Below are 24229 nucleotides of genomic sequence, written 5' to 3' on the forward strand. Positions count from 1 at the left end.
AGGCAAACCCGACAATACCTGCCCGCGCCGAATACCCGGCAACGCTTCTGCTCATGACGACATGGTGCGTTCTTCTTCTGGAGTGGCATGAACACGACAACGACCTACGCGACAGCGCCTCTACCCCGCCAGCGGATTGCCGTCATCGGCAGCGGCATCAGCGGCATGTCAGCGGCCTACTACCTGAGTCGCAAGCATGAAGTGCATGTCTTCGAGTCAGCCGAGCGCCTGGGCGGCCACACCGCCACCATGGATGTGCAGTGCGCCGACGGCAGCGACTGGGCCATCGACACCGGCTTCATCGTCTTCAATGACCGCACCTACCCGCATTTCCAGCGCCTGCTGGAACGTCTCGACGTGGCCTATCAGCCCACCGAGATGAGCTTCTCGGTGCACACCACCGCCGAGGACTTCGAGTACAACGGCCATACCCTGCTGTCGCTGTTCGCCCAGAAGCGCAATCTGCTGCGCCCGCGCTTCTATCGCCTGCTGCGCGACATCCTGCGCTTCAACAAGCAGGCTGCCGCCGATCTGGACAACGGCAAGCTCGCCGAGGGCGCGACCCTGGGCAGCTACCTGGATGCCAATGGCTACTCGCAGGTATTCCGTGAGCATTACCTGCTGCCGATGGGCGCGGCGATCTGGTCCGCCAGCATCGCGGACATCGCGCAATTCCCGCTGCTGTTCTTCGTGCGCTTCTTCCGCCATCACGGCCTGCTGTCGGTCAATGATCGCCCACAGTGGTTCACGCTGGTCGGTGGCTCGCACGCCTATATCGCACCGCTGACCGAGGGCTACGCCGAGCGCATTCGCCTCAACAACAAGATCACCCGGGTCCTGCGTGACGCCGACGGCGTGACGCTTGAGCATGCCGATGGCCGCCGAGAACGCTTCGACCAGGTGGTGATGGCGTGTCATGCGCCGCAGGCACTGGCGCTGCTCGGCGATGCCAGCGAGCAGGAGCGCGCGGTGCTGGGAGCGATCACGACCCAGCGCAATGAGGTGGTGATGCATACCGACACCTCGCTGCTGCCCAGGCGCAAGGCGGCCTGGGCGAGCTGGAACTACCGCCTCGATGGGCGCGACGACGCCCAGCGGGCCAGCGTCACCTACGACATGAACATCCTGCAACGCCTTGATGAGCGCGAGCACCCGCCCCGCGAGACCTTCTGCATCACGCTCAATGACAGCGACGCGATTGATCCCGCTCGGGTACTGGGCCGTTATGCCTATGACCACCCGCGCTTCACGCTGGCCGCCGAAGCCGCCAAGGCGCGCTTCACGCAGATTTCCGGCGCGCAGGCCAAGGCGGAAGGCGCGGTGGGCCGAACCCATTTCTGTGGCGCCTGGTGGCGCAACGGCTTTCACGAGGATGGCGTATGGAGTGCGCTGCGGGTCGCCGAGGCATTGGGTGCGCGCGAGGCAGACGATTGAAGGCGCCCGCCAGCCGCATCGGTTATGGCACGCTGCGCCACCGTCGCCACGCGCCGCGCCAGCATGCCTTTCGCTATCGCGTCGCCATGGCATGGCTGGCACTGGATGAGTTGCCGACGCTGATGGCCGGCACGCGCCTGGTGAGCGCCAGTCACGCCGCGCCACTGGCCTTTCGCGACAGTGACCATCTGCCGGCCGCGGTCCACGACATTGCCGATGGCCCACTCGAGGAACGGGTGCGCGCCGCCTGCCAGCGTGAGCTTGCCCGCAGTGGTGATCACGCGCCGCTACCGCAGGGGCGCATCTTTCTGCTGACCCAGCTGCGCCACTTCGGGATCGGCTTCAACCCGATCCGCCTCTATTACCTCTATCACGCCTCAGGCCAGCTGGGGGCCGTGCTCGGTGAGGTGACCAATATCCCCTGGGGGGAGCGCGTGCTGTATGCCGCCCGTACGGACCCGCAGCGTCGCATGCAGGCGGCGCAGTTCGACAAGCGCATGCATGTCTCGCCCTTCATGCCGATGGGCATGCGCTATCACTGGCGCTTCAATGACCCCAGCGCAGATGAGCTGTTGCTGCACATGGAAAATCACCCCCTCTCCGGGGATACGGCGCGGAAAGCGCAGCACTCGCTGTTCGATGCCAGCCTGAGCCTGCATCTGGAACCGGCTACCCCGCGCGCCTTTCATCGCCTGCTGCTGCGTTTCCCCTGGATGACACTCAAGACGGTCGCAGGCATTCATTTCGAGGCGCTGCGTCTGGCGCTCAAGCGCGTGCCGATCTTCGACCATCCGCGCTCGCCGTCTTCATCATGAGGAACTCATCATGAGCCAATTCGAACCCGCTCCCCCCACACTGGCCACGACCCGGGCACCGGCGGACCGCCTGACGCGGCTGCTGCGGCCACGCCTGCTACGCATGCTCGACAAGCTCGAGGGTGGCAGCCTGACGGTGCTGGAAGGCCGTGAGCGCCACGTACTGGGCAAGGGCGGCGCGCGCAACGTCACGCTGCGTATCCATGACTCACGCGCGTGGCGGCGCATGGCGCTGGGTGGCACCGTCGCGGCGGCGGAGGCCTACATGGATGGCCAGTGGGAGACGGATGATCTGGTCGGGCTGGTGCGCCTGTTCGCCTACAACCTCGAGCAGGTCAACGACTCGGTGGACAGCGGGACGTCGCGCCTGTCCAAGTGGGCGCTGAGCGTCGCCTACGCGCTGGCGCGCAATACGCTGGCGGGTTCGAAGCGCAACATCTCGGCGCATTACGATCTCGGAAACGACCTCTTCGAGCTGTTTCTCGATCGCGAGCACCGCATGTATTCCGCGGCGGTATTTCCCTATCCCGAAGCCAGCCTGGAGGCGGCCTCGACCCACAAGCTGGAGAAGCTGTTCAACCTGCTGGAACTCGGGCCACAGCATCACCTGCTGGAAATCGGCACCGGCTGGGGCGGGCTGGCGATCCATGCCGCAAGAACACGCGGCTGCCGCGTGACCACCACGACCATTTCCGATGAGCAGCACGCCTATACCCAGGCGCGTATCGCCGCGGAAGGGCTGGAGGATCGCATCACGCTGCTCAAGGAAGACTACCGGGCACTGGAAGGTCGCTTCGATCGCATCGTCTCGGTGGAGATGATCGAGGCGGTCGGCCATCAGTATCTGCCGACCTATCTGAAGACCCTCGAGCGCCTGCTCGAGCCGGCAGGCCTGATCGCGCTGCAGGCCATCACGATTCGCGATCAGCGCTTCGTGGCCGCCAGCCGCGAGATGGACTTCATCAAGCGCTACATCTTCCCCGGCGGCTTCCTGCCGTCCCATGCGGCGATTCTCAGCGCCATGCAGCAGGACACCCAGCTGAACCTGTTGCAGCTCGAGGATATCGGCCTGCACTACGCCGCCACGCTCAAGGCCTGGGGGCAGCGCTTCGAGGCGCGTCTCGGGGAGGTCTATGCGCAGGGCTACGACGAGCGCTTCGTGCGCATGTGGCGTTACTACCTGGCGTACTGCGAGGGCGGCTTCCGCGAGCGCACCATCGGCACCTGTCAGCTGCTGCTGGGGGGGCCGGGGGCACGTCCGGTCCAGGCGGGGCTCCAGGATTGGGACGCCTGAACATGCTGTCCGAGCGCCCTGGAGCACTGCTCAATGCCGGGCTCTTCCAGCTCGGCTGGTTCTGCTGCGTGCTGGGCGGCTCGACGGTCGCCCTGCTGGCCACGCCGCTGATACTGGCCGTGCATCTGTGGCTGATCGTGCCGACGAGTGAGCGCCTGCGCGAGCTGCGCTGGCAGGCCGCCTTCGTGGCGCTGGGCATGGTGGTGGATGGCAGCCTGTCACTGGCCGGTGGCTACACCATCACCTCGGACACGCCTGACTGGGCGCACTGGCTGCCCCTGCCTGTCTGGATGTGGTGTCTGTGGCCACTGTTCGCCAGCACGATCCATCATGCGCTGCGCTGGTTGTGGCAGCGGCCCTGGCTTGCGGCGGCTGGCGGTGCCATCAGTGCGCCGCTGTCCTATTACGGCGGGGCGCAGCTCGCCAGTGTGACCCTCGCCGACTGGCTGCTACCGGCCCAGGCGCTGATCTGGGCCGGCCTGTGCCTGGGCATCGCACGCCTGCATGGCCATGCCGAGCGCGCCTGAGCGCCTCAGGCGGCCTTGATGGCCAGATTGCCGGCCTCGTAGCCATTGAGTCGCTCGATGACCTCCCCCGCGGGTGCCGGCCGCGAGAAGTAGAACCCCTGGATCCAGCCGCAGCCATTCGATACCAGATATTCACGCTGTTCGGCGGTCTCGACGCCTTCCGCGATCATCTCCATGCCCAGGCCCTTGGCCATCGCCAGCACCGCCATGGTGATGGCGGCATCCGCACGCTCGCCGGGCAGACTGCGGATGAAGGCGCGGTCCAGCTTGAGCTTGTCCACCGGCAGGTCCTTCAGATAGGCGAGTGACGAATAGCCGGTACCGAAGTCATCCACCGCGATCTGGTGGCCACGGGCGCGCAGGTCGGCCAGGCGCCGTGAGATGTCTCCGGCACGCTCATCCAGCAATACCGACTCCGTCAGCTCCAGCCCGATGGAGCTGGCGGGCACGTCATACTCCATCAACAGGCCCGCCAGCGAGGCCTCAAAGCCACCTTGGATCAGCTGCAAGGCCGAGACATTGACCCAGATGCACAGGCGGTGACCGGCACGCCGCCAGCTGGCCTGCTGCTGCACTGCCTCGCGCAGCACCCAGTTGCCCAGGCGCAGCATCAGGCCGTGGCGCTCGGCCAGCGGCACGAATTCGGCCGGCGAGATGGCGCCCCGCAGCGGGTGCTTCCAGCGCAACAGCGCCTCGACACTCGCGACCTTGCCGGTGCTGGCGTCGTGCTGACATTGATAGTGCAGCTGCAATTGCCCCTGGCTCTCGATGGCGAGCCGCAGGTCATTCGCCAGCCCCAACTGCAGGTCACCGCCCGCATCCAGTGCGGGCTGGAAGCGCATGTCGGTATTGCGGCCATGTCGCTTGGCGGCATACAGGGCGCTTTCCAGGCGCTGCATCAGCACATCGGCATCAGCGCCATCCTCCGGCGCGCGGCAGCTGCCGATCGACAGCGCAAGGTGCAGCGCCTGATCGCCGATCTCGAAGGGCTTGGTCAGCACCTGACGCAGCTCATCCACCCAGGCGGTATGCTCGCCACCCGCCGTAGAGCGCAGAATCACGAATTCGTCGCCGCCGATGCGCCCGACCACGCCGCCACGCGCCAGCGCCGTCAGACGCTGGGAGAACTGCTGCAGCAGACGATCGCCCCCTTCCGCGCCCAGGGCATCATTGATGCTCTTGAGCGCATCGATATCGATCAGTGCCAGGTCCATCGCCTCCCCGGCGCGCAGGCCATTGAGGCGACTGACCAGCAGGTCGCCCAGCCGTCGGCGATTGGGCAGGCCCGTCAGGGCGTCTTCCAGCCCCAGGCGCTGCAGGTCCTGCTCGCGTGCCTTGTGGCGGGTGATATCGGTAAAGAGAGCGACATGGAAGACATCGCCGCCCTGCTCGATACGGCGTGCCCGCAGCCACTCGGGGTATTCATCCCCCTGCTTGCGCCGGTTCCAGACCTCGCCCTCCCAGTGGCCATTGACCTCGAGCGCCTGGCGATAACGGGCGTGAAACTCCTCGTCATGGCGCCCGGAAGACAGCAGGGAAGGGTTGCGACCGATGATCTCTTCCGGTGCGTAACCGGTGATATGACTGAAGGCGGCGTTCACGGCCAGCACCCGATTGTGGCGATCACTGATCACCAGACCATCACTGCTCAGGTGCACGGCGGCTTCCAGCAGCTGACGATGCAGCAGCTGGCGACGACGCTGGCGCGCGATGTCCAGCCCCGCCAGAACGGCGGGCAGCAACGCGGCAAGACGCAGCTCGAGCCCCGGCAACCAGGGCAGCGCTGTCAAGGCAACGAGCGCCCCGATGATCAGGGGCCGATTGAAGTGGGCTTGCGGCCACATAAGCAGCTCTCGGTGGAAGGGGTCATCGGGGATGATCCTGCATTTGCAGGGGGCGGGCCACTCTCGGCACGGCTCCAGCGGATTGCGACCGATGCCGGCAAAGGGGATCCCGCGCGAATCACACACTAGCTCCTATCGACCACTTTCCCCCCAGCTGTAGGACTTATTTGCACCCGCCCTTGCTGCCCTTTAGTCTGGCCCCCACGTGCATTCAGGGGTGCCAGCCATTAGACTAGCCCCATTCAGGCGCTCAGGTGCCTCGTACGGCATTACCATCCCGCTACTCGGAATGACTCAGTGACCAAGCAACACTCCTTTACTCGCGACGAGCTGCTGGCCTGTGGCCAGGGCGAACTCTTCGGCCCGGGCAATGCGCAACTGCCTGCTCCCAACATGCTGATGCTGGATCGCATCACTCACATCAGTGAGGAAGGCGGTAGCCACGGCAAGGGTCAGCTGATTGCTGAGCTGGATATCTCTCCGGACCTGTGGTTCTTCGACTGCCACTTCCCGGGTGATCCGGTGATGCCGGGCTGCCTGGGCCTCGATGCCATGTGGCAGCTGGTGGGCTTCCACCTCGGCTGGCTGGGCAATCCGGGCCGTGGCCGCGCGCTGGGCTGCGGCGAGGTCAAGTTCTCTGGCCAGGTGCTGCCGACCGCCAAGAAAGTGACCTACACCATCAACATCAAGCGAGTCATCACTCGCAAGCTGATCCTCGGCATCGCCGATGGTACAGTGACAGTTGACGGTCGCGACATCTATCAGGCCAACGACCTGCGCGTCGGTCTGTTCACCTCCACTGCGAACTTCTGAACGGGAGGCTCCCATGCGTAGAGTGGTAGTCACCGGGCTGGGCATTGTTTCCTGCCTGGGCAATGATCGCCAGCAGGTCCTGGAATCGCTCCGCGAAGGACGTTCTGGTATCCGCCGCAAAGAGGAATACGCCGAGCTGGGCTTCCGTAGCCACGTGGCCGGCGTTGTCGACATCAATCTCGAAGACCACATCGATCGCAAGCAATTGCGCTTCATGGGGGATGCTGCGGCCTATGCCTACATCTCCATGGCGCAGGCGATTGCCGATTCCGGTCTCACCGAAGAGCAGGTTTCCCACGAGCGTACCGGCCTGATCGCCGGTTCCGGTGGCGCTTCCTCCGCGAACCAGGTCGAGGCCGCAGACGTGATGCGCGCCAAGGGCCTGCGTCGCGTAGGTCCCTACCGCGTCACTCGCACCATGGGCTCGACCGTCTCTGCCTGTCTGGCCACGCCGTTCAAGATCAAGGGTATCAACTACTCGATCTCCTCGGCCTGTGCCACGTCTGCCCACTGCATCGGCAGCGCCGTGGAACAGATCCAGCTGAACAAGCAGGACATCGTGTTTGCCGGTGGCGGTGAAGAAGAGCACTGGACCCTGTCCTGCCTGTTCGACGCCATGGGCGCCCTGTCCACCAGCTACAACGACACGCCGGAAACCGCGTCGCGTCCGTACGACAAGACCCGTGATGGCTTCGTCATCGCAGGTGGCGGCGGCATGCTGGTGCTCGAGGAGCTGGAACACGCCAAGGCACGCGGCGCGAAGATCTACGCCGAAGTGACCGGCTATGGCGCGACCTCCGATGGCCACGACATGGTGGCACCGTCCGGCGAAGGTGCAGCGCGCTGCATGCGTCAGGCGATGGCGACCGTGAATGGCGATATCGACTACATCAACACCCACGGCACCTCGACGCCGGTGGGCGATGTGGCCGAGCTCAAGGCCATCCAGGAAGTCTTCGGCGCCGCCAGCCCGGCAATGAGCTCGACCAAGTCGCTGACGGGTCACTCGCTGGGCGCCACTGGCGTGCAGGAAGCCATCTACTCCATGCTGATGATGGAGAACGACTTCATTGCCGCGTCTGCCAACGTCAGCGAGCTGGATGACCGCGCCGAAGGCCTCGACATCGTCACGACCCGTCGTGATGGCGTCAAGATCGACCGTGTGCTGTCCAACAGCTTCGGCTTCGGTGGCACCAACGCCTGCCTGATTCTGGAACGTTTCCAGGACTGATTCAGCACGCGTTCAGCAGACATGCAGTCTGCAGATATGCGCTGGTGTGAGACACGAAAAGGCCGCCCTTCGGGGCGGCCTTTTTAGTGGCTGTCCGGTACTCGCTGGCGGGGACCGGATGCATCAGAAGCGCGACAAGCTGTCAGGCGCCGACGCTATCGGCTGCCGCTTCCTCTTCCAGCGGCGGACGCTGGACACTGGAAATTTCCTGCAGCTTGATCTCGACCCAGGCCTCGACATCGGCGATCACCGCATCCGGCTTGCGCCCCGCCGTCTCGATGGCCGGGCCATAGGCGACATGGATGGTGCCCGGGCGCTTGATCCAGCTGTCATTGGGCCAGATCTCACCGGCATTGTGCGCCACCGGCACCACCGGCACACCGGCACGGCAGGCAATCGCGGCGCCGGACTTGTTGAACTTCTTGCGGGTCCCCGGCGCGATGCGCGTGCCTTCCGGGAAGATCAGCACGGTAAAGCCGTCCTTGAGGCGCTGGGTACCCACTGACAGCACCTGTTTGAGTGCCTTGGCCGGCTGGGTGCGATCCAGCGGAATCGGCTCCAGCAGTTTCAGCCCCCAGCCGAAGACCGGAATCTTCAGCAGCTCCTGCTTGAGCACGGTGCATAGCGGGCGCTTGGCCACCTGCAGATAGATGGTTTCCCACTCGCTCTGGTGGTTGGCCAGCAGCACGCAGGCCCCCTCAGGCAAGGCGTCATGCCCGCTCACCTGCACCTTCACGCCGCAGGTCAGACGGAACCACCACAGCACGATATGGTTGTAGCTATGCAGGACACGGTAGCGCGCCTGTAGCGGAAGGCAGGCCGCCAGCGGCACCAGCACCACGGCGCTGAGCAGCAACGCCATGAAATAACCTACATAAAACAGCACGCTACGCAGCGCATTCACAGGCACAGTCTCCACAGGTCAGATCGAATCAGGGCGAGATGAGCCGGAGGCGCGCTGCGCGATCCAGTCATCCATCAGGCGGGATAGTTCGAGGCGCCACGGCTTCTGATGCACACCGAAGGTGTCCAGCACGCGACGGCAGTTGAGCACACGCCGCAGCGGCGTACCGGCGTTGAGGGTCAGCGCCTTGAGCGGGCCCGCGGCCACCGTCTCGCCCAACCCCTCGAGGCGGGTGATCAACTGGGTGCGTACGACACTGACGAAGGCGTAGGTGCTGATGGGCTCGGTGCCGGCCAGATGGTAGGCCCCCCAGGCACCCGCACCGCAGCGCTGTTGCTGGAGCATGCCGATCAACGCCATCGCCACGGCATCGACACTGGTCGGGCACAGGATGACGTCCTCGGCGGCACGCACCTCTTCCCCCGCCAGCAGGCGCTCGATCAGCGTCGGCAGCCAGGCATCACGCCCTTCCGGGCCGAACAGCGGGCCCAGACGCACGATCAGGTGATCGGGCAGCTCGGCACGGATGCGATCACCGGTCGCGATGACGCGGCGCAGCGCCGTATCGATCGGCGAGGGCACCTCGTCCTCGTCGAGCAAGCCTTCGCCGCCCTGCTCGAACATCTGATCTGCCACGCACCACACCAGCGGTGTGCCGGTCTCGATGCAGGCGGCCAGCACTTGCTCCACCGCCTCGGCATGCGCCATCACCTCGGCAGGTGCGGAATCGGCCGGGCGTGCGAACGGCGGCACGATGACGACATCCGCCTGGCTGGCGCGGATGTCATCGGCACCAATACGGTCAGACTCGACGGCGTTGAGCTCAAGATCGGCGCGCGTACCGGCCGCACGAATCAGACCCAGGCCAAGACAATGCCCGGCATCTAGCAGCAAGAGTTTCACAGGCAGGCTCCAGCAAACAGGCGCATCGCCGCAAGAGGCGACGATGCAAAGGTGTCATTCTATCAACCTTGCAGACTGGCTGCAGGCCCGTTGTTGCGTGGAGTGATGGGGATCAAAGGGGCGCCGATCGGGTGAGGACGGCCGATGCCGTAGCCTTGCACGAAGTCGACACCGATCAGCTCGAGGGCGGGGATCAGCTCAAGGCGCTCGACATATTCCGCCACCGTGATGATGCCCATCTGGGCACAGATGCCACAGATGGCGGAGACGATGGCGGCGTCGAGGCTATCGCGAGTCAGGTTGCGCACGAAGGCGCCGTCGATCTTGAGCTGGTTGACCGGCAGCTCCTTGAGGTAGGCAAAGGACGACATGCCACTGCCGAAGTCATCCAGGGCGAAGCTGCAGCCGAGCCGTCGCATGCTATAGATGAACTCGCGCGCCTGGGCCAGATTGCTGATGGCCGCCGTCTCGGTGATCTCGAAGCACAGCCGCTGTGGCATGACGGAGCTTTGCGTGACCAGCGCCGCCAGCTGATCGCGCATGCGCAGGTCACCCATGCTCTGACCGGAGAGGTTGATCGCCAGCACGGCATCCGATTCGATGCGGCCATCATCGGACTCCAGCACCTGCAGCGCCTGGGTGACGACCCAGATATCAATCTCGGGCATCAGGCCGAATCGCTCCGCCGTCGCCATGAAGTGCGCCGGGGCCAGGTGCTCGCCCGAGTCGTTGACGTAGCGCAGCAGCACCTCATAGTAGGGCTTGCTGGTGGCATCACTCAGCGAGCGGATCGGCTGGATATACAGCGTGAAGCGATCATTCTCCAGCGCCTCGTGTAGCAGCGGCAGCCATTGCACCTCGCGCTGGGCGCGCTCGAATCCCGCATCTCCGTCATGGTAGGCATGCACCTGATTGCGCCCGCTCTGCTTGGCCATGTAGCAGGCCCCATCCGCCTGACGCAGGACCTCGGAGGCCTGGACACCACTTTCGACCGGCGCGACCCCGATACTGACGCCCAACTGGAATGGCCGCCCCTCATCGTAGTAGCGATAGGCACTGACGGCTGCGCACAGCGCTTCGGCACGCTCGATGGCCTGCTCGCGAGAACAGCGATAGAGCAGCACGGCGAATTCATCGCCCCCCAGGCGTGCCAGTACATCCGTTTCCCGCACATGGGCTCGCATCAGCGCGGAGAGCTCGCGCAATACGGTGTCTCCAGCCGCGTGACCGCAGGTGTCGTTGACCACCTTGAAGAAGTCGAGATCCAGGTACAGCAGCTGGTGAAAGCCGCCATCGGCCAGCGCCGCGGTGAGAGAGTCATCGAAGGCGGTGCGATTGTGCAGGCCGGTCAGGCTGTCGTGATGCGCCTGGAAGTTGAGGCGCCGAATCATGGCCTGGCGATAGCTGATGTCGCGGAAGACCAGTACGGCCCCCTCGACATCCCCACTGCGACGCCGCACGGGCGAGGCCTTGAGCTCCACGGCACATTCACTGCCATCACGTGCCACCAGCAGCGTCTGGCTGGACATGTGCACCACTTCACCACGCTGCAAGACCCCTTCCAGCTGGCTGGCAACCGACTGCAACGTACCTTCATGGCGCAGCTGCAAGATGCGCGCCCAGGGACGACCGCGGGCCAACGACGGGTCCCAGCCACACAGTTCGGCAGCGATGGGATTGATGTGCTGGATATGGCCCTCGCGATCGAGGCTGATCACTCCTTCATCGATGGAATCCAGCATGACCGCCACCTGATCGCGCTCATGACGCAGCTCCCGGGTCCGATACTCCAGCAGGCCATCCAGACGCGAGCGGTAATGACGGCTGCGACGCATGCGCTGCTCGGCACTGATGGCCAGGAGTGCCAGCCCCAGCACGGCCAGGGTCGCGATCGCGATGGCCAGGGCCAGCCACAGATTCTGCCCGGAGTTCATGCCCGCCCCGGCGGGAGAGATGATGGGCGTGGTCAGCGGCATCATCTCCATCGCCGCCATGCCGATGTAATGCATGCCGGCGATGGCAAGTCCCATCGCGCCGGCCGCCAGGGCCTGATAGATGCGATTGGGCCGGCGCTGGCGCAAGAAAAAGCCTCCCAGCCACAGGGCCGCCGTCGCGGCCACCACCGCCACCACGATGGACACCGCGAACAGCAGCGGGTCATAGCGGTATGGCATGTGCATCTGCATCGCCGCCATGCCGGTGTAGTGCATCGTGGCGATGCCGCCGCCCATGATGGTCCCGCTGGTCATCAACAGCATCGGCGTCAGGCGTGGCAGCGTATTCACCCAGAGCGCCAGCCCCGAGGCCAGCATCGCGATCAGCACCGACAACGCCGTCAGGCCGGGCGCATAGGTGACCGAAGCCGGGCTTTCATACGCCAGCATGCCGATGAAATGCATGGCCCAGACACCCAGCCCCATCGCCACGGCTCCGCCCACCAGCCAGCCGAGGCTGGTGGCGCGCGAAGGGGCCAGCGCGACCTGACGAATCAGCTGCAGCGCTGCATGTGAAGCCAGCACGGCGACTACGATTGACAGGGCGACCAGTGGGTAGGAATAACTGCCATGCATGAATAACCTCAATCATCAGGGGCATGCCACAGTCGGCAAGATAGGGGCGGAAATCCGACAACGGCGTCATGTCGCCAGCACCCCCCTCTGGAGTACCACGACAGGCTTCTCAGGTCATGGATTGCCACCCGACAACACTGGCAATCCAACGGCAAGATACCAAGAGAATACGGCCATGAAGCGTTTTTTGCACAACGCTCGTTTGCAACGCATGTATGAGCCGCAATGGAGTGGCGCTCAACCTCCCTTACGCGCGGCACAAGCCACTGGATGTCGCGCTCGGCATCATTTTTCATGATCAGTAATAATTAATGAAAAACAGACGCTTAGATAAATAAAAACGCGAACATCTCATGGTTGATTCAAAAAAAAGCCCTCGCTGAACGAGGGCCTTTTCATCGTTATCGCTTGCGCGTTCTATCGGCGCACAGGCGAAAAACTTTATTCAGAACGGGATTTCATCATCGAAATCATCGAAGCTGCCCGCGGGCGGCGCACCGAAATTGTTGTTCTGGGAGTTGTTCTGCTGCGCAGGCTGCTGGCCACCGAAGTTGTTGCCCTGCTGAGGTGCCGGCTGCTGACCACCGAACTGACCGCCTTGCTGAGGGGCCGGCTGCTGACCACCGAACTGGCCACCTTGCTGCGGGGCCGGCTGCTGACCACCGAACTGGCCACCCTGCTGGGGTGCTGCGGCCGGTTGCTGGCCGCCCTGCTGAGGCGCCTGCTGCGGGCGACCACCAGCGAAGTTGCCACCGCCACCTTCACCACGCGTATCCAGCATCTGCATGTCGTTGGCCACGATTTCGGTGCTGTAACGGTCATTGCCGTTCTGATCCTGCCACTTGCGCGTCTGCAGGCGGCCTTCGATATACAGGCGTGAGCCTTTCTTGACGTATTGCTGGGCCACTTCAGCCAGCTTGTTGAACATCACCACACGGTGCCATTCGGTACGTTCCTGACGCTGACCGCTCTGGCGATCATTCCAGGTGTCCGTCGTCGCGAGGTTCAGGTTGCACACCGCACTACCGGACGGGGTGAAGCGAACTTCCGGGTCTTGACCGAGATTACCGATCAGAATGACCTTGTTTACGCCACGAGCCATGAAGATTACTCCTGCAAATAGACCGGCGCGCCATGGGCACCGGAGAAGGTATCGAGTGCACCGGCAATGTGTTGCCGATGTCAGGGTTCAGCTGGCAGGCACTTCCGCGCCTGCCGGAGTTTCGTCATCACGCTGGCGAGTGAAGCGGGCCAGCGCCTTGTCATCCAGTGTATCGCGTGTGACCTTGAGATAAGCGACCCGTTCCTCACGCACCACGAGCGCCTCTTCCACGCCGGCGATCGCCAGCAGGCGTGTCTGCAGCTCGACGGCCGACAATTGCGAGGCCTCGGGTGACAGGCCGATCACTTCACTGCCCAGATGTCGCGGCGGTTGCATGCCCCACACCACGGCCAGCCACAGAATGGCGACCAGTCCCATGGCGAAGAACACGCCGCTCAGACCGAAATGCCCGGTCAACCAGCCGCCCCCGACACCGCCCACGAAGGCGCCCAGGAACTGACTGGTGGAATAGACCCCCATCGCCGTGCCCTTGGCACCGGCCGGGGCCAGCTTTGAGATCATCGACGGCAAGGTCGCCTCAAGCAGATTGAAGGCGACGAAGAACAGCCACAGCAGGCCGAGGAACATCGCCAGCCCCGCATGCTCGATGCCATCGACTCCCAGCAGCAGCAAGCTTGTCGCGATGGTCGCGACGGCCCCCAGGAAGACGGGCTTCATGCGCCGATACTTCTCGGCCACGATGACCAGCGGCAGCATGGCGACAAAGGCCAGCCCCATCAATGGCAGATAGATCCAGCCGTGATGCGCCGGGGCGATGCCGAAATTGACCAGCTGCTGGGGAATGGCCACGAAGCAGGCGGTCAGGATCATGTGCAGCGCAAAGATCGACACATCCATGCGCAACAATGCGGAATTCGCGAGGATACCCTTGAGCTGGCGCCTATCAAGCCCCACATCCTGATGTTGACGCCTGGGCGCAGCTGGCACCAGCTTCCAGAGCACGAACAGGCTCGCGACGGCCATCACGGCGGTCAACCAGAAGACCCCCGACAGGCCGAAGGCATCTGCGGCCAGTGGCCCTACGACCATCGCCAGTGCAAAGGCGACCCCGATCGACATGCCGATGGAGGCCATCGCCATGGTGCGAACCTCCTCCCGGGTCTGATCGGCCAGCAGTGCCATGATCGCTCCCGCCACTGCGCCGCTGCCCTGCAGACAGCGCCCGAGGATGATCATCTCGATGCTGTCGGCCGTCGCCGCGACCAGCGAGCCCAGAATGAACAACCCGAGCCCGAAGCCGATCACGGCCTTGCGCCCCAATCGGTCTGACAGCCAGCCGAATGGAATCTGCAGCAATGCCTGGGTCAGCCCGTAGCCACCCAGCGCCACACCGACCAGTGTCGGCGTCGCTCCGGCGAGGTCACGGGTATAGAGCGCCAGCACCGGCAACACCATGAACAGCCCCAGCATGCGAGTCGCATACAGGCTGGCAAGGCCGACGATGGCGCGGCGTTCCGGCGCGAGCAGTCGAGAGGTTTTCATGGGCGGCGGCGGGCTCCGGAGCATGACAGTCAAGAAGGGGGAGGCCGACCACGTGGGTCGCCGAGATGTGACGTCCAACAGTGGTCGCCCACCAATGGACTGCATATTCTAAGGCCCGCTTGGCGGCTTTGAAAGCATGCAGCCTTTGCCGGGTGTTTCACCCGCGCCTTATAATCGTTGCTTTTATCGACGCAGCCCGAGGTGGCAATGGACAGGATTCAGGTGAGGGGTGCGCGCACCCACAACCTCAAGAACATCGATGTCGAACTGCCGCGTGACAAGCTGATCGTGGTGACCGGACTTTCCGGTTCCGGCAAGTCATCACTTGCCTTTGACACTCTCTATGCCGAGGGACAGCGGCGCTACGTCGAATCACTGTCCACCTACGCACGTCAGTTCCTGTCGATGATGGAAAAGCCGGACATCGACCATATCGAAGGTCTGTCACCGGCGATTTCCATCGAACAGAAATCGACCTCGCACAACCCGCGCTCCACCGTCGGTACCATTACCGAGATCTACGACTACCTGCGCCTGCTGTATGCACGCGCCGGTACGCCGCGCTGCCCGGACCACGCGATCGATCTGGAAGCCCAGACCATCTCGCAGATGGTCGATCAGGCGCTCGCCTTGCCGGAAGGCAGCAAGCTGATGCTGCTGGCTCCCGTGGTCAGTGGCCGCAAGGGTGAGCACCTCCAGCTGCTGTCAGAGCTACGTGCCCAGGGCTTCGTGCGGGCCCGCATCGACGGCGTGATCGTCGAGCTGGATGACCTCAAGCCGCTGAAGAAGAACAAGAAGCATGACATCGACGTCGTCGTCGATCGCTTCAAGGTGCGCGAAGACCTCAAGCAGCGCCTGGCCGAATCCTTCGAGACCGCGCTGAATCTGGCCGACGGCAGCGCGCGCCTGCACTTCATGGATGGCGAACAGGAAGACCTCGTCTTCTCCTCGCGCTTCGCCTGTCCGGTGTGTGGCTATGCGCTGGCCGAGCTGGAACCGCGCCTGTTCTCCTTCAACAACCCGGCGGGCGCCTGCCCGACCTGTGACGGCCTCGGCGTGAAGCAGTATTTCGATCCCGACAAGCTGATCAGCCATCCTGAGCTGTCACTGGCCGAAGGCGTCATCAAGGGCTGGGACCGTCGCAGTGTCTACTACTTCAGCCAGCTGCAGGCCGTTGCCGAGCATTACGGCTTCGCGCTGGAAGCGGCCTGGGAGTCGCTCAGCGATGAAGCGCGTGATGCCGTGCTCAATGGCAGCGGCCGCGAGGACATCGCCTTCAGCTACGTGAATGACCGTGGCCGCAAGGTGACCCGCGAGCACCCCTTCGAGGGCGTGCTGCCCAACATGGAGCGCCGTTACCGCGAGACCGAATCCAACATGGTGCGCGAGGACCTCGCACGTTATCTGGCAGTCCAGCCGTGCCCCAGCTGCGACGGCTCGCGCCTGCGTCGTGAAGCGCGCAACGTCTATGTCGATGACCGCACGCTCTCCGAGGTCGTGCGTCAGCCGATCGGTGAAGCGTGGGAAGAGTTCGGCAAGCTGAGTCTGCCGGGACGCAAGGGCGAGATCGCCGCCAAGATCGTGCATGAGATCCAGGCGCGCCTCGAATTTCTCGTCAATGTCGGCCTCGACTACCTGACCCTGGAGCGCAGCGCCGACACCCTGTCTGGCGGTGAGGCGCAGCGTATCCGTCTCGCCAGCCAGATCGGTGCCGGCCTGGTCGGGGTGATGTACATCCTCGATGAGCCGTCCATCGGCCTGCATCAGCGTGACAATGATCGCCTGCTCAAGACGCTGATCCATCTGCGCGACCTGGGCAACACCGTGATCGTGGTCGAGCATGATGAGGACGCGATTCGCGCCGCCGACCACGTGCTGGATATCGGCCCGGGCGCCGGCGTGCATGGTGGCGAGATCGTCGCCCAGGGCACGCCGGAGCAGATCGAGGCCACGCCGGGCTCATTGACCGGACAGTACCTGAGCGGCGAGCGCGAGATCGCCGTGCCGCCCTACCGCCTTCCGGCCAACCCTGACAAGGTGCTGCGCCTGACCGGTGCCACCGGCAACAACCTGCAGGATGTGACGCTGACGCTGCCGACAGGCCTGCTGACGTGCATCACCGGGGTCTCGGGCTCAGGCAAGTCGACGCTGATCAATGCCACCCTGATGCCACTGGCGGCGCGTGAGCTCAACCGGGCCACCACCCTGACGCCCGCGCCCTACGGCACCATCGAGGGGCTGGACCTGTTCGACAAGATGGTGGATATCGACCAGAGCCCCATCGGGCGGACGCCGCGCTCCAACCCGGCGACCTATACCGGCATCTTCACGCCGATCCGCGAGCTGTTCTCAGGCACCCAGGAAGCACGCGCCCGCGGCTACAAGCCGGGCCGCTTCAGCTTCAACGTCAAGGGCGGCCGCTGCGAGGCCTGTCAGGGCGACGGCCTGATCAAGGTCGAGATGCACTTCCTGCCCGACATGTACGTGCCCTGCGATGTCTGCAAGGGCAAGCGCTACAACCGCGAGACGCTTGAAGTGCAGTACAAGGGCAAGAACATCCACGAAGTGCTGGAGATGACCATCGAGGAGGCGCTGGAGTTCTTCTCGCCGGTTCCGGCCATCGCCCGCCGCCTGCAGACGCTGATGGATGTCGGCCTCTCCTACGTCCGCCTCGGCCAGAGCGCGACCACGCTGTCCGGCGGTGAAGCCCAGCGCGTCAAGCTGGCGCGTGAGCTGGCCAAGCGCGATACCGGCAAGACGCTCTATATTCTCGATGAGCCGACCACCGGTCTGCACTTCGAGGATATTCGCCAGCTGCTGGTCGTGTTGCACCGCCTGCGCGATCACGGCAACACCGTGGTCGTGATCGAGCACAACCTGGATGTGATCAAGACGGCCGACTGGCTGATCGACCTCGGCCCGGAGGGTGGCTCAGGCGGCGGCCAGATCATCGCCGAAGGCACGCCGGAGCAACTGGCCACGCAGGAGATCTCGCACACCGGTCGCTTCCTGGCCCCGCTGCTGGAGCGCCAGAAAGCCACCAGTGCCACCGCGAGTAGCAAGAAGAAGGCCGAGACCAGCAGCTAGGCGCCGGCTCACGCCCCTTCCGCTCCTCTGATTCACCTCGCCCCAGCACACTCTCAACACACCCAGGGGCGAGGTGAAGCTTTCGGCAAATGACACGGGCGTGTCACCCGGCCAACTGCCAGGCATAAAAAAAGGCCAACCCGTGAGGGTTGGCCTTTTCTTGTGGACGAAGCAAGCCGAAGCTTACTCTTCGCCCGCTGCCTCGGAGGCAACCGGACGATCGACCAGCTCGACGAATGCCATCGGGGCATTGTCACCGGCGCGATAGCCGCACTTCAGGATGCGCAGGTAACCGCCCGGACGGGAGGTGTAGCGCGGGCCGAGCTCATTGAAGAGCTTGCCGACCGCTTCCTTGGAGCGCGTGCGAGAGAACGCCAAACGGCGGTTCGCAACGGTGTCCTGCTTGGCCAGGGTGATCAGCGGCTCGATATGACGACGCAGTTCCTTGGCTTTCGGCAGGGTAGTCTTGATGACCTCGTGCTCTACCAGAGAGATGCACATGTTCTTGAACATGGCTTCACGGTGAGAGCTGGTACGGTTCAGGTGACGACCACTCTTACGATGACGCATGGTTGTGATTCCTTACCAGTCTGGGGCTTGAGCCGACCGGGCTTCCTTAAGCGGAAGCCTTGTCGTCCTTCAGGCTTGCGGGCGGCCAGTTTTCCAACCGCATGCCGAGGGACAGACCACGCGCGGACAGCACGTCCTTGATTTCATTCAAGGACTTCTTGCCGAGATTCGGGGTCTTCAGCAGCTCAACTTCGGTGCGCTGAATGAGATCACCGATGTAATAGATATTCTCGGCCTTGAGACAGTTCGCACTGCGAACAGTCAGCTCAAGATCGTCTACGGGACGGAGAAGGATCGGATCGATTTGATCTTCCTCTTCTTCGACTTCCTGTTCCTTGTCTGCTTCCAGATCAACGAAGGCGGCCAGCTGCTCCTGCAGGATAGTTGCGGAGCGGCGGATCGCTTCTTCCGGATCCAGTGTGCCGTCGGTTTCCAGGTCGATCACCAGCTTGTCGAGGTTGGTGCGCTGTTCAACACGCGCAGCCTCGACGGCATAGGAGACCCGACGAACCGGGGTAAAGGTCGCATCCAGCTGGAGGCGGCCAATGGCACGTGATTCGTCATCAGCAGAGATGCGAGCATCTGCCGCTTCGTAGCCGCGGCCACGAGCGATCTTGAGCTGCATCTTCAGCTCGCCACCATCATTGAGGTGAGCGATGACGTGATCCGGATTCACGATTTCGAGATCGTGGTCGCCAGCGATGTCGCCAGCAGTCACGATACCCGGGCCCTTCTTGTTCAGCGCCAGCACAGCTTCGTCGCGACCATGCATCTTGATGGCCACGTCCTTGAGGTTCAGCAGGATTTCGATTACATCCTCCTGCACCCCTTCAATGGCGCTGTACTCGTGCAGAACGCCTTCGATCTCAGCTTCCACGACGGCACAGCCGGGCATGGAAGAAAGCAGGATGCGACGCAGAGCATTCCCCAGGGTGTGGCCGAAACCACGCTCGAAGGGTTCGAGGACGATTCGCGCGTGATGGGCGCTGACTTCCTCGACCTTGATATCGCGAGGACGGAGAAACTCTGTCACTGAGCGCTGCATAAGAACACCTTTAAGGCTGCCAAACGGATAATCTGGGTACTCCAGCCGGGCCGACGAATCGGCCCGGCGTTACATTACTTGGAGTACAGCTCGACGATCAGGTTTTCGTTGATATCGGCAGACAGGTCGCCACGCTCGGGGACAGCCTTGAAAGTGCCTTCCATCTTCTTGGAGTCGACGTCGACCCAGGAGACATCACCGCGGTTGGCAGCGAGTGCCAGAGACTGCTGGATGCGAGCCTGGTTCTTGGCCTTCTCACGAACGGTGACCACATCGCCAGCCTTCACTTTGAAGGAAGCAACGTTGACGGTACGGCCGTTCACGGCGATCGCCTTGTGGCTGACCAGCTGACGTGCCTCGGAACGCGTGGAGCCGAAGCCCATGCGGTAGACGACGTTGTCGAGACGAGTCTCGAGGAGCTGGAGCAGAACCTCACCGGTCGCACCCTTGAGGCGAGCGGCTTCTTTGTAGTAGTTGCGGAATTGCTTTTCCAGCACGCCGTACATGCGACGTACCTTCTGCTTTTCACGCAGCTGCAGGCCGTAGTCTGAAAGACGCTGACGGCGCTGGCCATGAACACCCGGGGGTTGTTCGGATTTGCACTTCTTCTCGAACGGAGTCACGCCACTCTTCAGGAAGAGGTCGGTGCCTTCACGACGAGACAGTTTGCACTTCGGTCCAATATAACGAGCCATGAGTCTGTCTCCTTAAACGCGGCGTTTCTTCGGCGGACGGCACCCATTATGCGGGATGGGGGTCACGTCGGTGATGCTTTGCACGCGGAAGCCTGCGGCATTGAGAGCACGCACGGCGGACTCACGACCCGGACCCGGGCCCTTGACCAGCACGTCGACGTTCTTCACACCATATTCGGCTGCAGCGGTCGCTGCACGTTCACTTGCGACTTGCGCAGCGAACGGGGTGCTCTTGCGAGAACCACGAAAACCCGAACCACCGGCAGTTGCCCAGGAAAGAGCATTGCCCTGGCGGTCTGTGATCGTCACGATAGTGTTGTTAAAAGAGGCGTGGATATGCGCGATGGCATCCACTACCTGCTTTTTAACCTTCTTGCGCTTACTCGGGTTAGCCATTAGATGTTTCCTGTCTAAACGCCAGTTCGTTTACTTGCGAATCGGTTTACGCGGACCTTTGCGTGTACGTGCGTTGGTCTTGGTGCGCTGACCGCGCAACGGAAGACCACGACGATGGCGCAGGCCACGATAGCAACCGAGGTCCATGAGACGCTTGATGTTCAGCGTGATCTCACGACGCAGGTCGCCTTCGACGGTGTACTTACCCACCTCGGCACGAACCAGGTCCAGTTGTTCAACAGACAGATCAGCGATCTTGACGCTCGGTTCTAAACCGAGAGCGGCGCAGATCTGCTGTGCACGCGTACGGCCAATCCCGAAGATATAAGTCAGCGAGATCGCCGCGTGCTTGTTGTCCGGGATATTGACGCCAGCAATACGGGCCATCAGTTTTCTCCGAAAGGTTAGCGGCGGATTTTACATCCACAAAGGGCGCAATAGCATACCCCTTGATCCCATTGGGAACAAGGGGGTATGCCAGCACCCGAGCTTGTATTCAGCTAAGCGGGTCGAGGGAATTAACCCTGACGCTGCTTGTGGCGGGGCTCAGTGCAGATGACCCGCACTGCGCCACGACGCCGAATGATCTTGCAGTTACGGCAAATTTTCTTGACGGAAGCTCGAACTTTCATCGTTCTCTCCAGTTTGCTAACAGGGGCTGCGCAATCAGCGCATCATGCCACCGCTGCCATAGCCTTTGAGGTTGGCCTTCTTCATCACCGACGCATACTGATTTGACATCAGATGCGACTGCACCTGGGCCATGAAGTCCATGACCACCACGACCACGATGAGCAGAGAGGTGCCGCCGAAATAGAACGGAACCTGCCATGCAACAACGAGGAATTGAGGCATCAGGGAGACTAGGGTGATGTAGAGGGCGCCGAACAGCGTCAGGCGAGTCATCACCTTATCGATGTAACGGGCGGTCTGTTCGCCTGGGCGAATACCCGGCAGAAACGCTCCTGACTTCTTGAGGTTGTCAGCAACATCCTTCGGATTGAAGACCAGCGCCGTGTAGAAGAAGCAGAAGAATACTACAGCGGCAGCGAAAAGCAAGATATACAGTGGCTGACCCGGCCCGAGAGCCTGAGATGCCGTCTGCAACCATTGCATGCTTTCACTCTGGCCAAACCATTGACCCATCGACGCAGGGAACAGCAGGATGCTTGACGCGAAGATCGGCGGGATGACCCCGGCCATGTTGACCTTCATCGGCAAGTAGCTGCTCTGACCTGCATACATCTTGTTGCCAACCTGACGGCGCGGATAGTTCACCGTGATGCGGCGTTGGCCGCGCTCGATGAACACCACGAAGGCAACGGTAATGACTGCGAGCAGCGTCAGCGCCAGCAGCGGAAGCACATTCCAGGCACCATCATTGCGCGCCAGTTCGAAAGACTGGCCGATGGCACTCGGCAGCCCGGCGACAATACCAGCAAAGATGATCAGTGAGATCCCGTTGCCGATACCCTTCTCGGTGATCTGCTCTCCCAGCCACATCAGGAACACTGCACCAGCCACGAACGTACTCACGGCGGTGAAGTAGAAGCTGAAGTCAGCGGAATAGGCGACACCGTTTCCGACCAGTCCGACTGCCATGCCGATCGATTGGACCAGGGCCAGTACTACCGTGCCGTAGCGCGTGTACTGGCTGATCTTGCGACGGCCGGCCTCGCCTTCCTTTTTCAACTGCTCAAGCTGAGGCGAGACCACCGTCAGGAGCTGCATGATGATCGACGCGGATATGTAGGGCATGATGCCCAGCGCGAAGATACTCATTCGCTCCAGTGCACCACCGGAGAACATGTTGAACATGCTCAGGATGGTGCCCTGGTTTTCCCTGAACAAGGCAGCAAGCTGGTCAGGATTGATACCGGGAACGGGGATGTGTGCACCGATTCGGTACACCACGATGGCGATGAACACGAAGCGCAAACGCGCCCAGAGTTCGCTCAACCCACTTCCCTGCATCGCCGGTACGTTTCCTGACTTAGCCATTTAGTCCTCTACCTTGCCACCGGCAGCTTCGATCGCAGCACGGGCACCTTTGGTGACCTTAATGCCGCGAACCGTGACTGCCTTGTCCAGTTCGCCGGAGAGCATGACCTTCGCGAACTTCGTGGAATCACGAAGCACGTTGGCCTTCTTCAGCGTTTCGAGGTCGACGATCTCGCCGTCTACCAGTGCCAGTTCGCTCAGGCGCACTTCTTCGGAAATCAGAGACTTCGCGGAAGTGAAACCAAACTTCGGCAGGCGACGCTGCATAGGCATCTGACCGCCTTCGAAGCCCGGCTTGACGCTGCCACCGGAACGGGACTTCTGGCCCTTGTGGCCACGACCGCCGGTCTTACCAAGACCGGAGCCGATACCACGACCGACACGCTTTGCAGCGTGCTTGGAGCCCGGGGCCGGACTCAGGGTATTCAATTTCATGGATTACTCTCCCTCAACACGGACAAGGTAGTGAACCTTGTTGATCATGCCGCGTACCGCGGGGGTGTCTTCCAGCTCGACAGTGTGACCGATGCGGCGCAGGCCAAGACCTTTCATAGTGGCCTTGTGCTTTTCGAGGACGCCGATGGTGCTGCGGATCTGGGTTACCGTGATCTTAGCTGCCATGGTGCCTTACCCCGCAATCTTGTCGACAGACAGGCCACGCTTGGCGGCGATGTCTTCCGGAGATTTCATGGCAGCGAGACCGTTGATGGTCGCGCGCACCACGTTGACCGGATTGGTGGAACCGTAGCACTTGGCCAGGACGTCATGGACGCCTGCCAGTTCGAGCACGGAACGCATCGCACCGCCGGCAATGATGCCGGTACCTTCGGACGCTGGCTGCATGTAGATCTTGGATGCGCCGTGACGAGCCTTCACCGGGTACTGCAGGGTGTGGCCCTTCAGGTCAACCTTGATCATGTTGCGACGAGCTTGGTCCATTGCCTTCTGGATCGCGACCGGCACTTCACGCGCCTTGCCACGGCCGAAGCCAACACGACCATTGCCGTCACCAACGACAGTCAGAGCGGTGAAACCGAAGATACGGCCGCCCTTGACTACCTTGGCGACGCGGTTGATCTGCACGAGCTTCTCTTGCAGGTCACCGCCCTTCTGTTCGATATTCGCCATCGTAAAACCCTTTAGAATTCCAGGCCGCCTTCACGTGCGGCATCGGCCAGGGCCTTCACGCGACCGTGGTACTTGTACCCGGAGCGATCGAAAGCCACTTGCTTGATACCCGCTTCCTTCGCGCGCTCGGCAATCAGAGCACCCACCTTGGCGGCGGAGTCCGAGTTACCGGTAGAACCTTCGCGCAGGCTCTTGTCGAGCGTGGATGCGGTGGCCAGGACCTGGCCGCCATCCGGCGAGATGATCTGCGCGTAGATGTGACGCGGGGTGCGGTTCACGCACAGGCGAAACACGCCCAGCTCGCGGATTTTCGCACGAGCGCGGCGGGCACGACGGAGACGAGATTCTTTCTTCGCGTTCATAACCC

General features: G+C 62.7%; 24 protein-coding genes. 7 read left to right on the forward strand and 17 right to left on the reverse strand.

All coding sequences use genetic code 11. The features are described 5' to 3' along the window. Positions 1 to 87 precede the first annotated feature (87 nt). The 4 genes from MSG32_RS17250 to MSG32_RS17265 are packed head-to-tail and all read left to right on the forward strand — an operon-like array spanning position 88 to position 4070. Entirely contained in the window at positions 88 to 1434 is a 1347-nt protein-coding gene (locus tag MSG32_RS17250) for an FAD-dependent oxidoreductase (protein ID WP_248381011.1), read from the forward strand. Beyond that, entirely contained in the window at positions 1431 to 2249 is an 819-nt protein-coding gene (locus tag MSG32_RS17255; RefSeq protein ID WP_248381013.1) for a DUF1365 domain-containing protein, read from the forward strand. Before MSG32_RS17250 ends, MSG32_RS17255 begins: the two co-directional genes overlap by 4 nt. A gap of 10 nt (positions 2250 to 2259) precedes the next feature. Then, positions 2260 to 3543 carry a cyclopropane-fatty-acyl-phospholipid synthase family protein gene (locus tag MSG32_RS17260; RefSeq protein ID WP_225347405.1) on the forward strand — a complete coding sequence of 428 codons (1284 nt, stop codon included), beginning with the start codon at positions 2260 to 2262 and terminating at the stop codon, positions 3541 to 3543. Positions 3544 to 3545: 2 nt separating this feature from the next. After that, positions 3546 to 4070 (forward strand): DUF2878 domain-containing protein, encoded by a 525-nt coding sequence (locus tag MSG32_RS17265; RefSeq protein ID WP_248381016.1) that lies wholly within the window; start codon positions 3546 to 3548, stop codon positions 4068 to 4070. A 5-nt stretch (positions 4071 to 4075) separates the two neighbouring features. On the opposite strand, the gene MSG32_RS17270 is transcribed toward MSG32_RS17265, so the two are convergent. Then, positions 4076 to 5914, reverse strand: coding sequence for a GGDEF domain-containing phosphodiesterase (locus MSG32_RS17270; protein ID WP_248381019.1), 1839 nt, complete (start codon positions 5912 to 5914; stop codon positions 4076 to 4078). 297 nt (positions 5915 to 6211) lie between these two features. On the opposite strand from MSG32_RS17270, the gene fabA reads away from it, so the two are divergent. Together fabA and fabB are read left to right on the forward strand one after the other, a co-directional pair. Further along, entirely contained in the window at positions 6212 to 6727 is a 516-nt protein-coding gene (gene fabA / locus MSG32_RS17275; RefSeq protein WP_043334808.1) for a 3-hydroxyacyl-[acyl-carrier-protein] dehydratase FabA, read from the forward strand. 13 nt (positions 6728 to 6740) lie between these two features. After that, the gene (gene fabB / locus MSG32_RS17280) at positions 6741 to 7958 is read left to right on the forward strand and encodes a beta-ketoacyl-ACP synthase I (protein ID WP_043334810.1); all 1218 of its coding nucleotides are present in this window, start codon (positions 6741 to 6743) and stop codon (positions 7956 to 7958) included. Positions 7959 to 8100: 142 nt separating this feature from the next. On the opposite strand, the gene MSG32_RS17285 is transcribed toward fabB, so the two are convergent. The 5 genes from MSG32_RS17285 to MSG32_RS17305 all read right to left on the reverse strand — a co-directional run bounded on the left by MSG32_RS17285 (position 8101) and on the right by MSG32_RS17305 (position 14940). Further along, positions 8101 to 8820: a lysophospholipid acyltransferase family protein gene (locus tag MSG32_RS17285; RefSeq protein ID WP_248381042.1), complete on the reverse strand. Its 720-nt coding sequence runs from the start codon at positions 8818 to 8820 to the stop codon at positions 8101 to 8103. A gap of 60 nt (positions 8821 to 8880) precedes the next feature. Next, positions 8881 to 9765: a sugar nucleotide-binding protein gene (locus tag MSG32_RS17290; protein WP_192839462.1), complete on the reverse strand. Its 885-nt coding sequence runs from the start codon at positions 9763 to 9765 to the stop codon at positions 8881 to 8883. 62 nt (positions 9766 to 9827) lie between these two features. After that, positions 9828 to 12335, reverse strand: coding sequence for an EAL domain-containing protein (locus tag MSG32_RS17295; protein WP_248381023.1), 2508 nt, complete (start codon positions 12333 to 12335; stop codon positions 9828 to 9830). A 445-nt stretch (positions 12336 to 12780) separates the two neighbouring features. Beyond that, positions 12781 to 13437, reverse strand: a complete 657-nt coding sequence (ssb, locus tag MSG32_RS17300; RefSeq protein ID WP_131432841.1) for a single-stranded DNA-binding protein — start codon at positions 13435 to 13437, stop codon at positions 12781 to 12783. An 87-nt stretch (positions 13438 to 13524) separates the two neighbouring features. Next, complete coding sequence (locus MSG32_RS17305; protein ID WP_248381027.1) at positions 13525 to 14940, reverse strand: MFS transporter; 1416 nt, start codon at positions 14938 to 14940, stop codon at positions 13525 to 13527. Positions 14941 to 15147: 207 nt separating this feature from the next. Between MSG32_RS17305 and uvrA the strand changes: the two genes are divergently transcribed. After that, the gene (gene uvrA, locus MSG32_RS17310) at positions 15148 to 18027 is read left to right on the forward strand and encodes an excinuclease ABC subunit UvrA (protein ID WP_248381030.1); all 2880 of its coding nucleotides are present in this window, start codon (positions 15148 to 15150) and stop codon (positions 18025 to 18027) included. 183 nt (positions 18028 to 18210) lie between these two features. Here uvrA and rplQ read toward each other — a convergent pair whose 3' ends face one another. From rplQ to rplR, 11 genes are all read right to left on the reverse strand, one after another. Continuing rightward, positions 18211 to 18597, reverse strand: a complete 387-nt coding sequence (rplQ, locus tag MSG32_RS17315; RefSeq protein WP_043334820.1) for a 50S ribosomal protein L17 — start codon at positions 18595 to 18597, stop codon at positions 18211 to 18213. Positions 18598 to 18643: 46 nt separating this feature from the next. Continuing rightward, on the reverse strand, positions 18644 to 19642 hold the full coding sequence (rpoA, locus tag MSG32_RS17320) for a DNA-directed RNA polymerase subunit alpha (RefSeq protein WP_043334822.1): 999 nt from the start codon (positions 19640 to 19642) through the stop codon (positions 18644 to 18646). Between the two features lie 74 nt (positions 19643 to 19716). Next, on the reverse strand, positions 19717 to 20337 hold the full coding sequence (gene rpsD, locus MSG32_RS17325) for a 30S ribosomal protein S4 (RefSeq protein WP_043334824.1): 621 nt from the start codon (positions 20335 to 20337) through the stop codon (positions 19717 to 19719). A gap of 12 nt (positions 20338 to 20349) precedes the next feature. Then, entirely contained in the window at positions 20350 to 20733 is a 384-nt protein-coding gene (gene rpsK, locus MSG32_RS17330) for a 30S ribosomal protein S11 (RefSeq protein ID WP_043334827.1), read from the reverse strand. Positions 20734 to 20763: 30 nt separating this feature from the next. Beyond that, positions 20764 to 21120, reverse strand: coding sequence for a 30S ribosomal protein S13 (gene rpsM, locus MSG32_RS17335; protein ID WP_024950672.1), 357 nt, complete (start codon positions 21118 to 21120; stop codon positions 20764 to 20766). A 131-nt stretch (positions 21121 to 21251) separates the two neighbouring features. Further along, positions 21252 to 21365 (reverse strand): 50S ribosomal protein L36, encoded by a 114-nt coding sequence (gene rpmJ / locus MSG32_RS17340; RefSeq protein WP_077373351.1) that lies wholly within the window; start codon positions 21363 to 21365, stop codon positions 21252 to 21254. Between the two features lie 34 nt (positions 21366 to 21399). Next, positions 21400 to 22734: a preprotein translocase subunit SecY gene (gene secY / locus MSG32_RS17345; RefSeq protein WP_043334831.1), complete on the reverse strand. Its 1335-nt coding sequence runs from the start codon at positions 22732 to 22734 to the stop codon at positions 21400 to 21402. Continuing rightward, positions 22735 to 23169 carry a 50S ribosomal protein L15 gene (gene rplO / locus MSG32_RS17350; protein WP_043334834.1) on the reverse strand — a complete coding sequence of 145 codons (435 nt, stop codon included), beginning with the start codon at positions 23167 to 23169 and terminating at the stop codon, positions 22735 to 22737. 3 nt (positions 23170 to 23172) lie between these two features. Continuing rightward, the gene (gene rpmD, locus MSG32_RS17355; RefSeq protein ID WP_024950669.1) at positions 23173 to 23355 is read right to left on the reverse strand and encodes a 50S ribosomal protein L30; all 183 of its coding nucleotides are present in this window, start codon (positions 23353 to 23355) and stop codon (positions 23173 to 23175) included. A gap of 6 nt (positions 23356 to 23361) precedes the next feature. Continuing rightward, a complete protein-coding gene (gene rpsE / locus MSG32_RS17360) occupies positions 23362 to 23862 on the reverse strand; it encodes a 30S ribosomal protein S5 (RefSeq protein WP_054556902.1) in 501 nt (166 codons plus the stop codon). A gap of 11 nt (positions 23863 to 23873) precedes the next feature. Continuing rightward, positions 23874 to 24224 (reverse strand): 50S ribosomal protein L18, encoded by a 351-nt coding sequence (rplR, locus tag MSG32_RS17365; RefSeq protein ID WP_024950667.1) that lies wholly within the window; start codon positions 24222 to 24224, stop codon positions 23874 to 23876. Positions 24225 to 24229 lie beyond the last annotated feature (5 nt).

Source organism: Cobetia sp. 1CM21F (assembly GCF_023161745.1).
GTDB classification, from domain to species: Bacteria; Pseudomonadota; Gammaproteobacteria; order Pseudomonadales; family Halomonadaceae; genus Cobetia; species Cobetia amphilecti.

Excerpts from the sequence above, each read along its gene's own strand:
- rpmD (WP_024950669.1), bottom strand. The coding sequence starts at position 23,355 with ATGGCAGCTAAGATCACGGTAACCCAGATCCGCAGCACCATCGGCGTC.
- MSG32_RS17260 (WP_225347405.1), top strand. The coding sequence starts at position 2,260 with ATGAGCCAATTCGAACCCGCTCCCCCCACACTGGCCACGACCCGGGCA.
- rpsD (WP_043334824.1), bottom strand. The coding sequence starts at position 20,337 with ATGGCTCGTTATATTGGACCGAAGTGCAAACTGTCTCGTCGTGAAGGC.
- rplR (WP_024950667.1), bottom strand. The coding sequence starts at position 24,224 with ATGAACGCGAAGAAAGAATCTCGTCTCCGTCGTGCCCGCCGCGCTCGT.
- MSG32_RS17285 (WP_248381042.1), bottom strand. The coding sequence starts at position 8,820 with ATGGCGTTGCTGCTCAGCGCCGTGGTGCTGGTGCCGCTGGCGGCCTGC.
- rpsK (WP_043334827.1), bottom strand. The coding sequence starts at position 20,733 with ATGGCTAACCCGAGTAAGCGCAAGAAGGTTAAAAAGCAGGTAGTGGAT.
- rpoA (WP_043334822.1), bottom strand. The coding sequence starts at position 19,642 with ATGCAGCGCTCAGTGACAGAGTTTCTCCGTCCTCGCGATATCAAGGTC.
- rplQ (WP_043334820.1), bottom strand. The coding sequence starts at position 18,597 with ATGCGTCATCGTAAGAGTGGTCGTCACCTGAACCGTACCAGCTCTCAC.
- MSG32_RS17305 (WP_248381027.1), bottom strand. The coding sequence starts at position 14,940 with ATGAAAACCTCTCGACTGCTCGCGCCGGAACGCCGCGCCATCGTCGGC.
- rpmJ (WP_077373351.1), bottom strand. The coding sequence starts at position 21,365 with ATGAAAGTTCGAGCTTCCGTCAAGAAAATTTGCCGTAACTGCAAGATC.
- rpsE (WP_054556902.1), bottom strand. The coding sequence starts at position 23,862 with ATGGCGAATATCGAACAGAAGGGCGGTGACCTGCAAGAGAAGCTCGTG.
- rpsM (WP_024950672.1), bottom strand. The coding sequence starts at position 21,120 with ATGGCCCGTATTGCTGGCGTCAATATCCCGGACAACAAGCACGCGGCG.
- rplO (WP_043334834.1), bottom strand. The coding sequence starts at position 23,169 with ATGAAATTGAATACCCTGAGTCCGGCCCCGGGCTCCAAGCACGCTGCA.
- MSG32_RS17250 (WP_248381011.1), top strand. The coding sequence starts at position 88 with ATGAACACGACAACGACCTACGCGACAGCGCCTCTACCCCGCCAGCGG.
- ssb (WP_131432841.1), bottom strand. The coding sequence starts at position 13,437 with ATGGCTCGTGGCGTAAACAAGGTCATTCTGATCGGTAATCTCGGTCAA.
- fabB (WP_043334810.1), top strand. The coding sequence starts at position 6,741 with ATGCGTAGAGTGGTAGTCACCGGGCTGGGCATTGTTTCCTGCCTGGGC.
- MSG32_RS17265 (WP_248381016.1), top strand. The coding sequence starts at position 3,546 with ATGCTGTCCGAGCGCCCTGGAGCACTGCTCAATGCCGGGCTCTTCCAG.
- secY (WP_043334831.1), bottom strand. The coding sequence starts at position 22,734 with ATGGCTAAGTCAGGAAACGTACCGGCGATGCAGGGAAGTGGGTTGAGC.
- MSG32_RS17295 (WP_248381023.1), bottom strand. The coding sequence starts at position 12,335 with ATGCATGGCAGTTATTCCTACCCACTGGTCGCCCTGTCAATCGTAGTC.
- uvrA (WP_248381030.1), top strand. The coding sequence starts at position 15,148 with ATGGACAGGATTCAGGTGAGGGGTGCGCGCACCCACAACCTCAAGAAC.
- MSG32_RS17270 (WP_248381019.1), bottom strand. The coding sequence starts at position 5,914 with ATGTGGCCGCAAGCCCACTTCAATCGGCCCCTGATCATCGGGGCGCTC.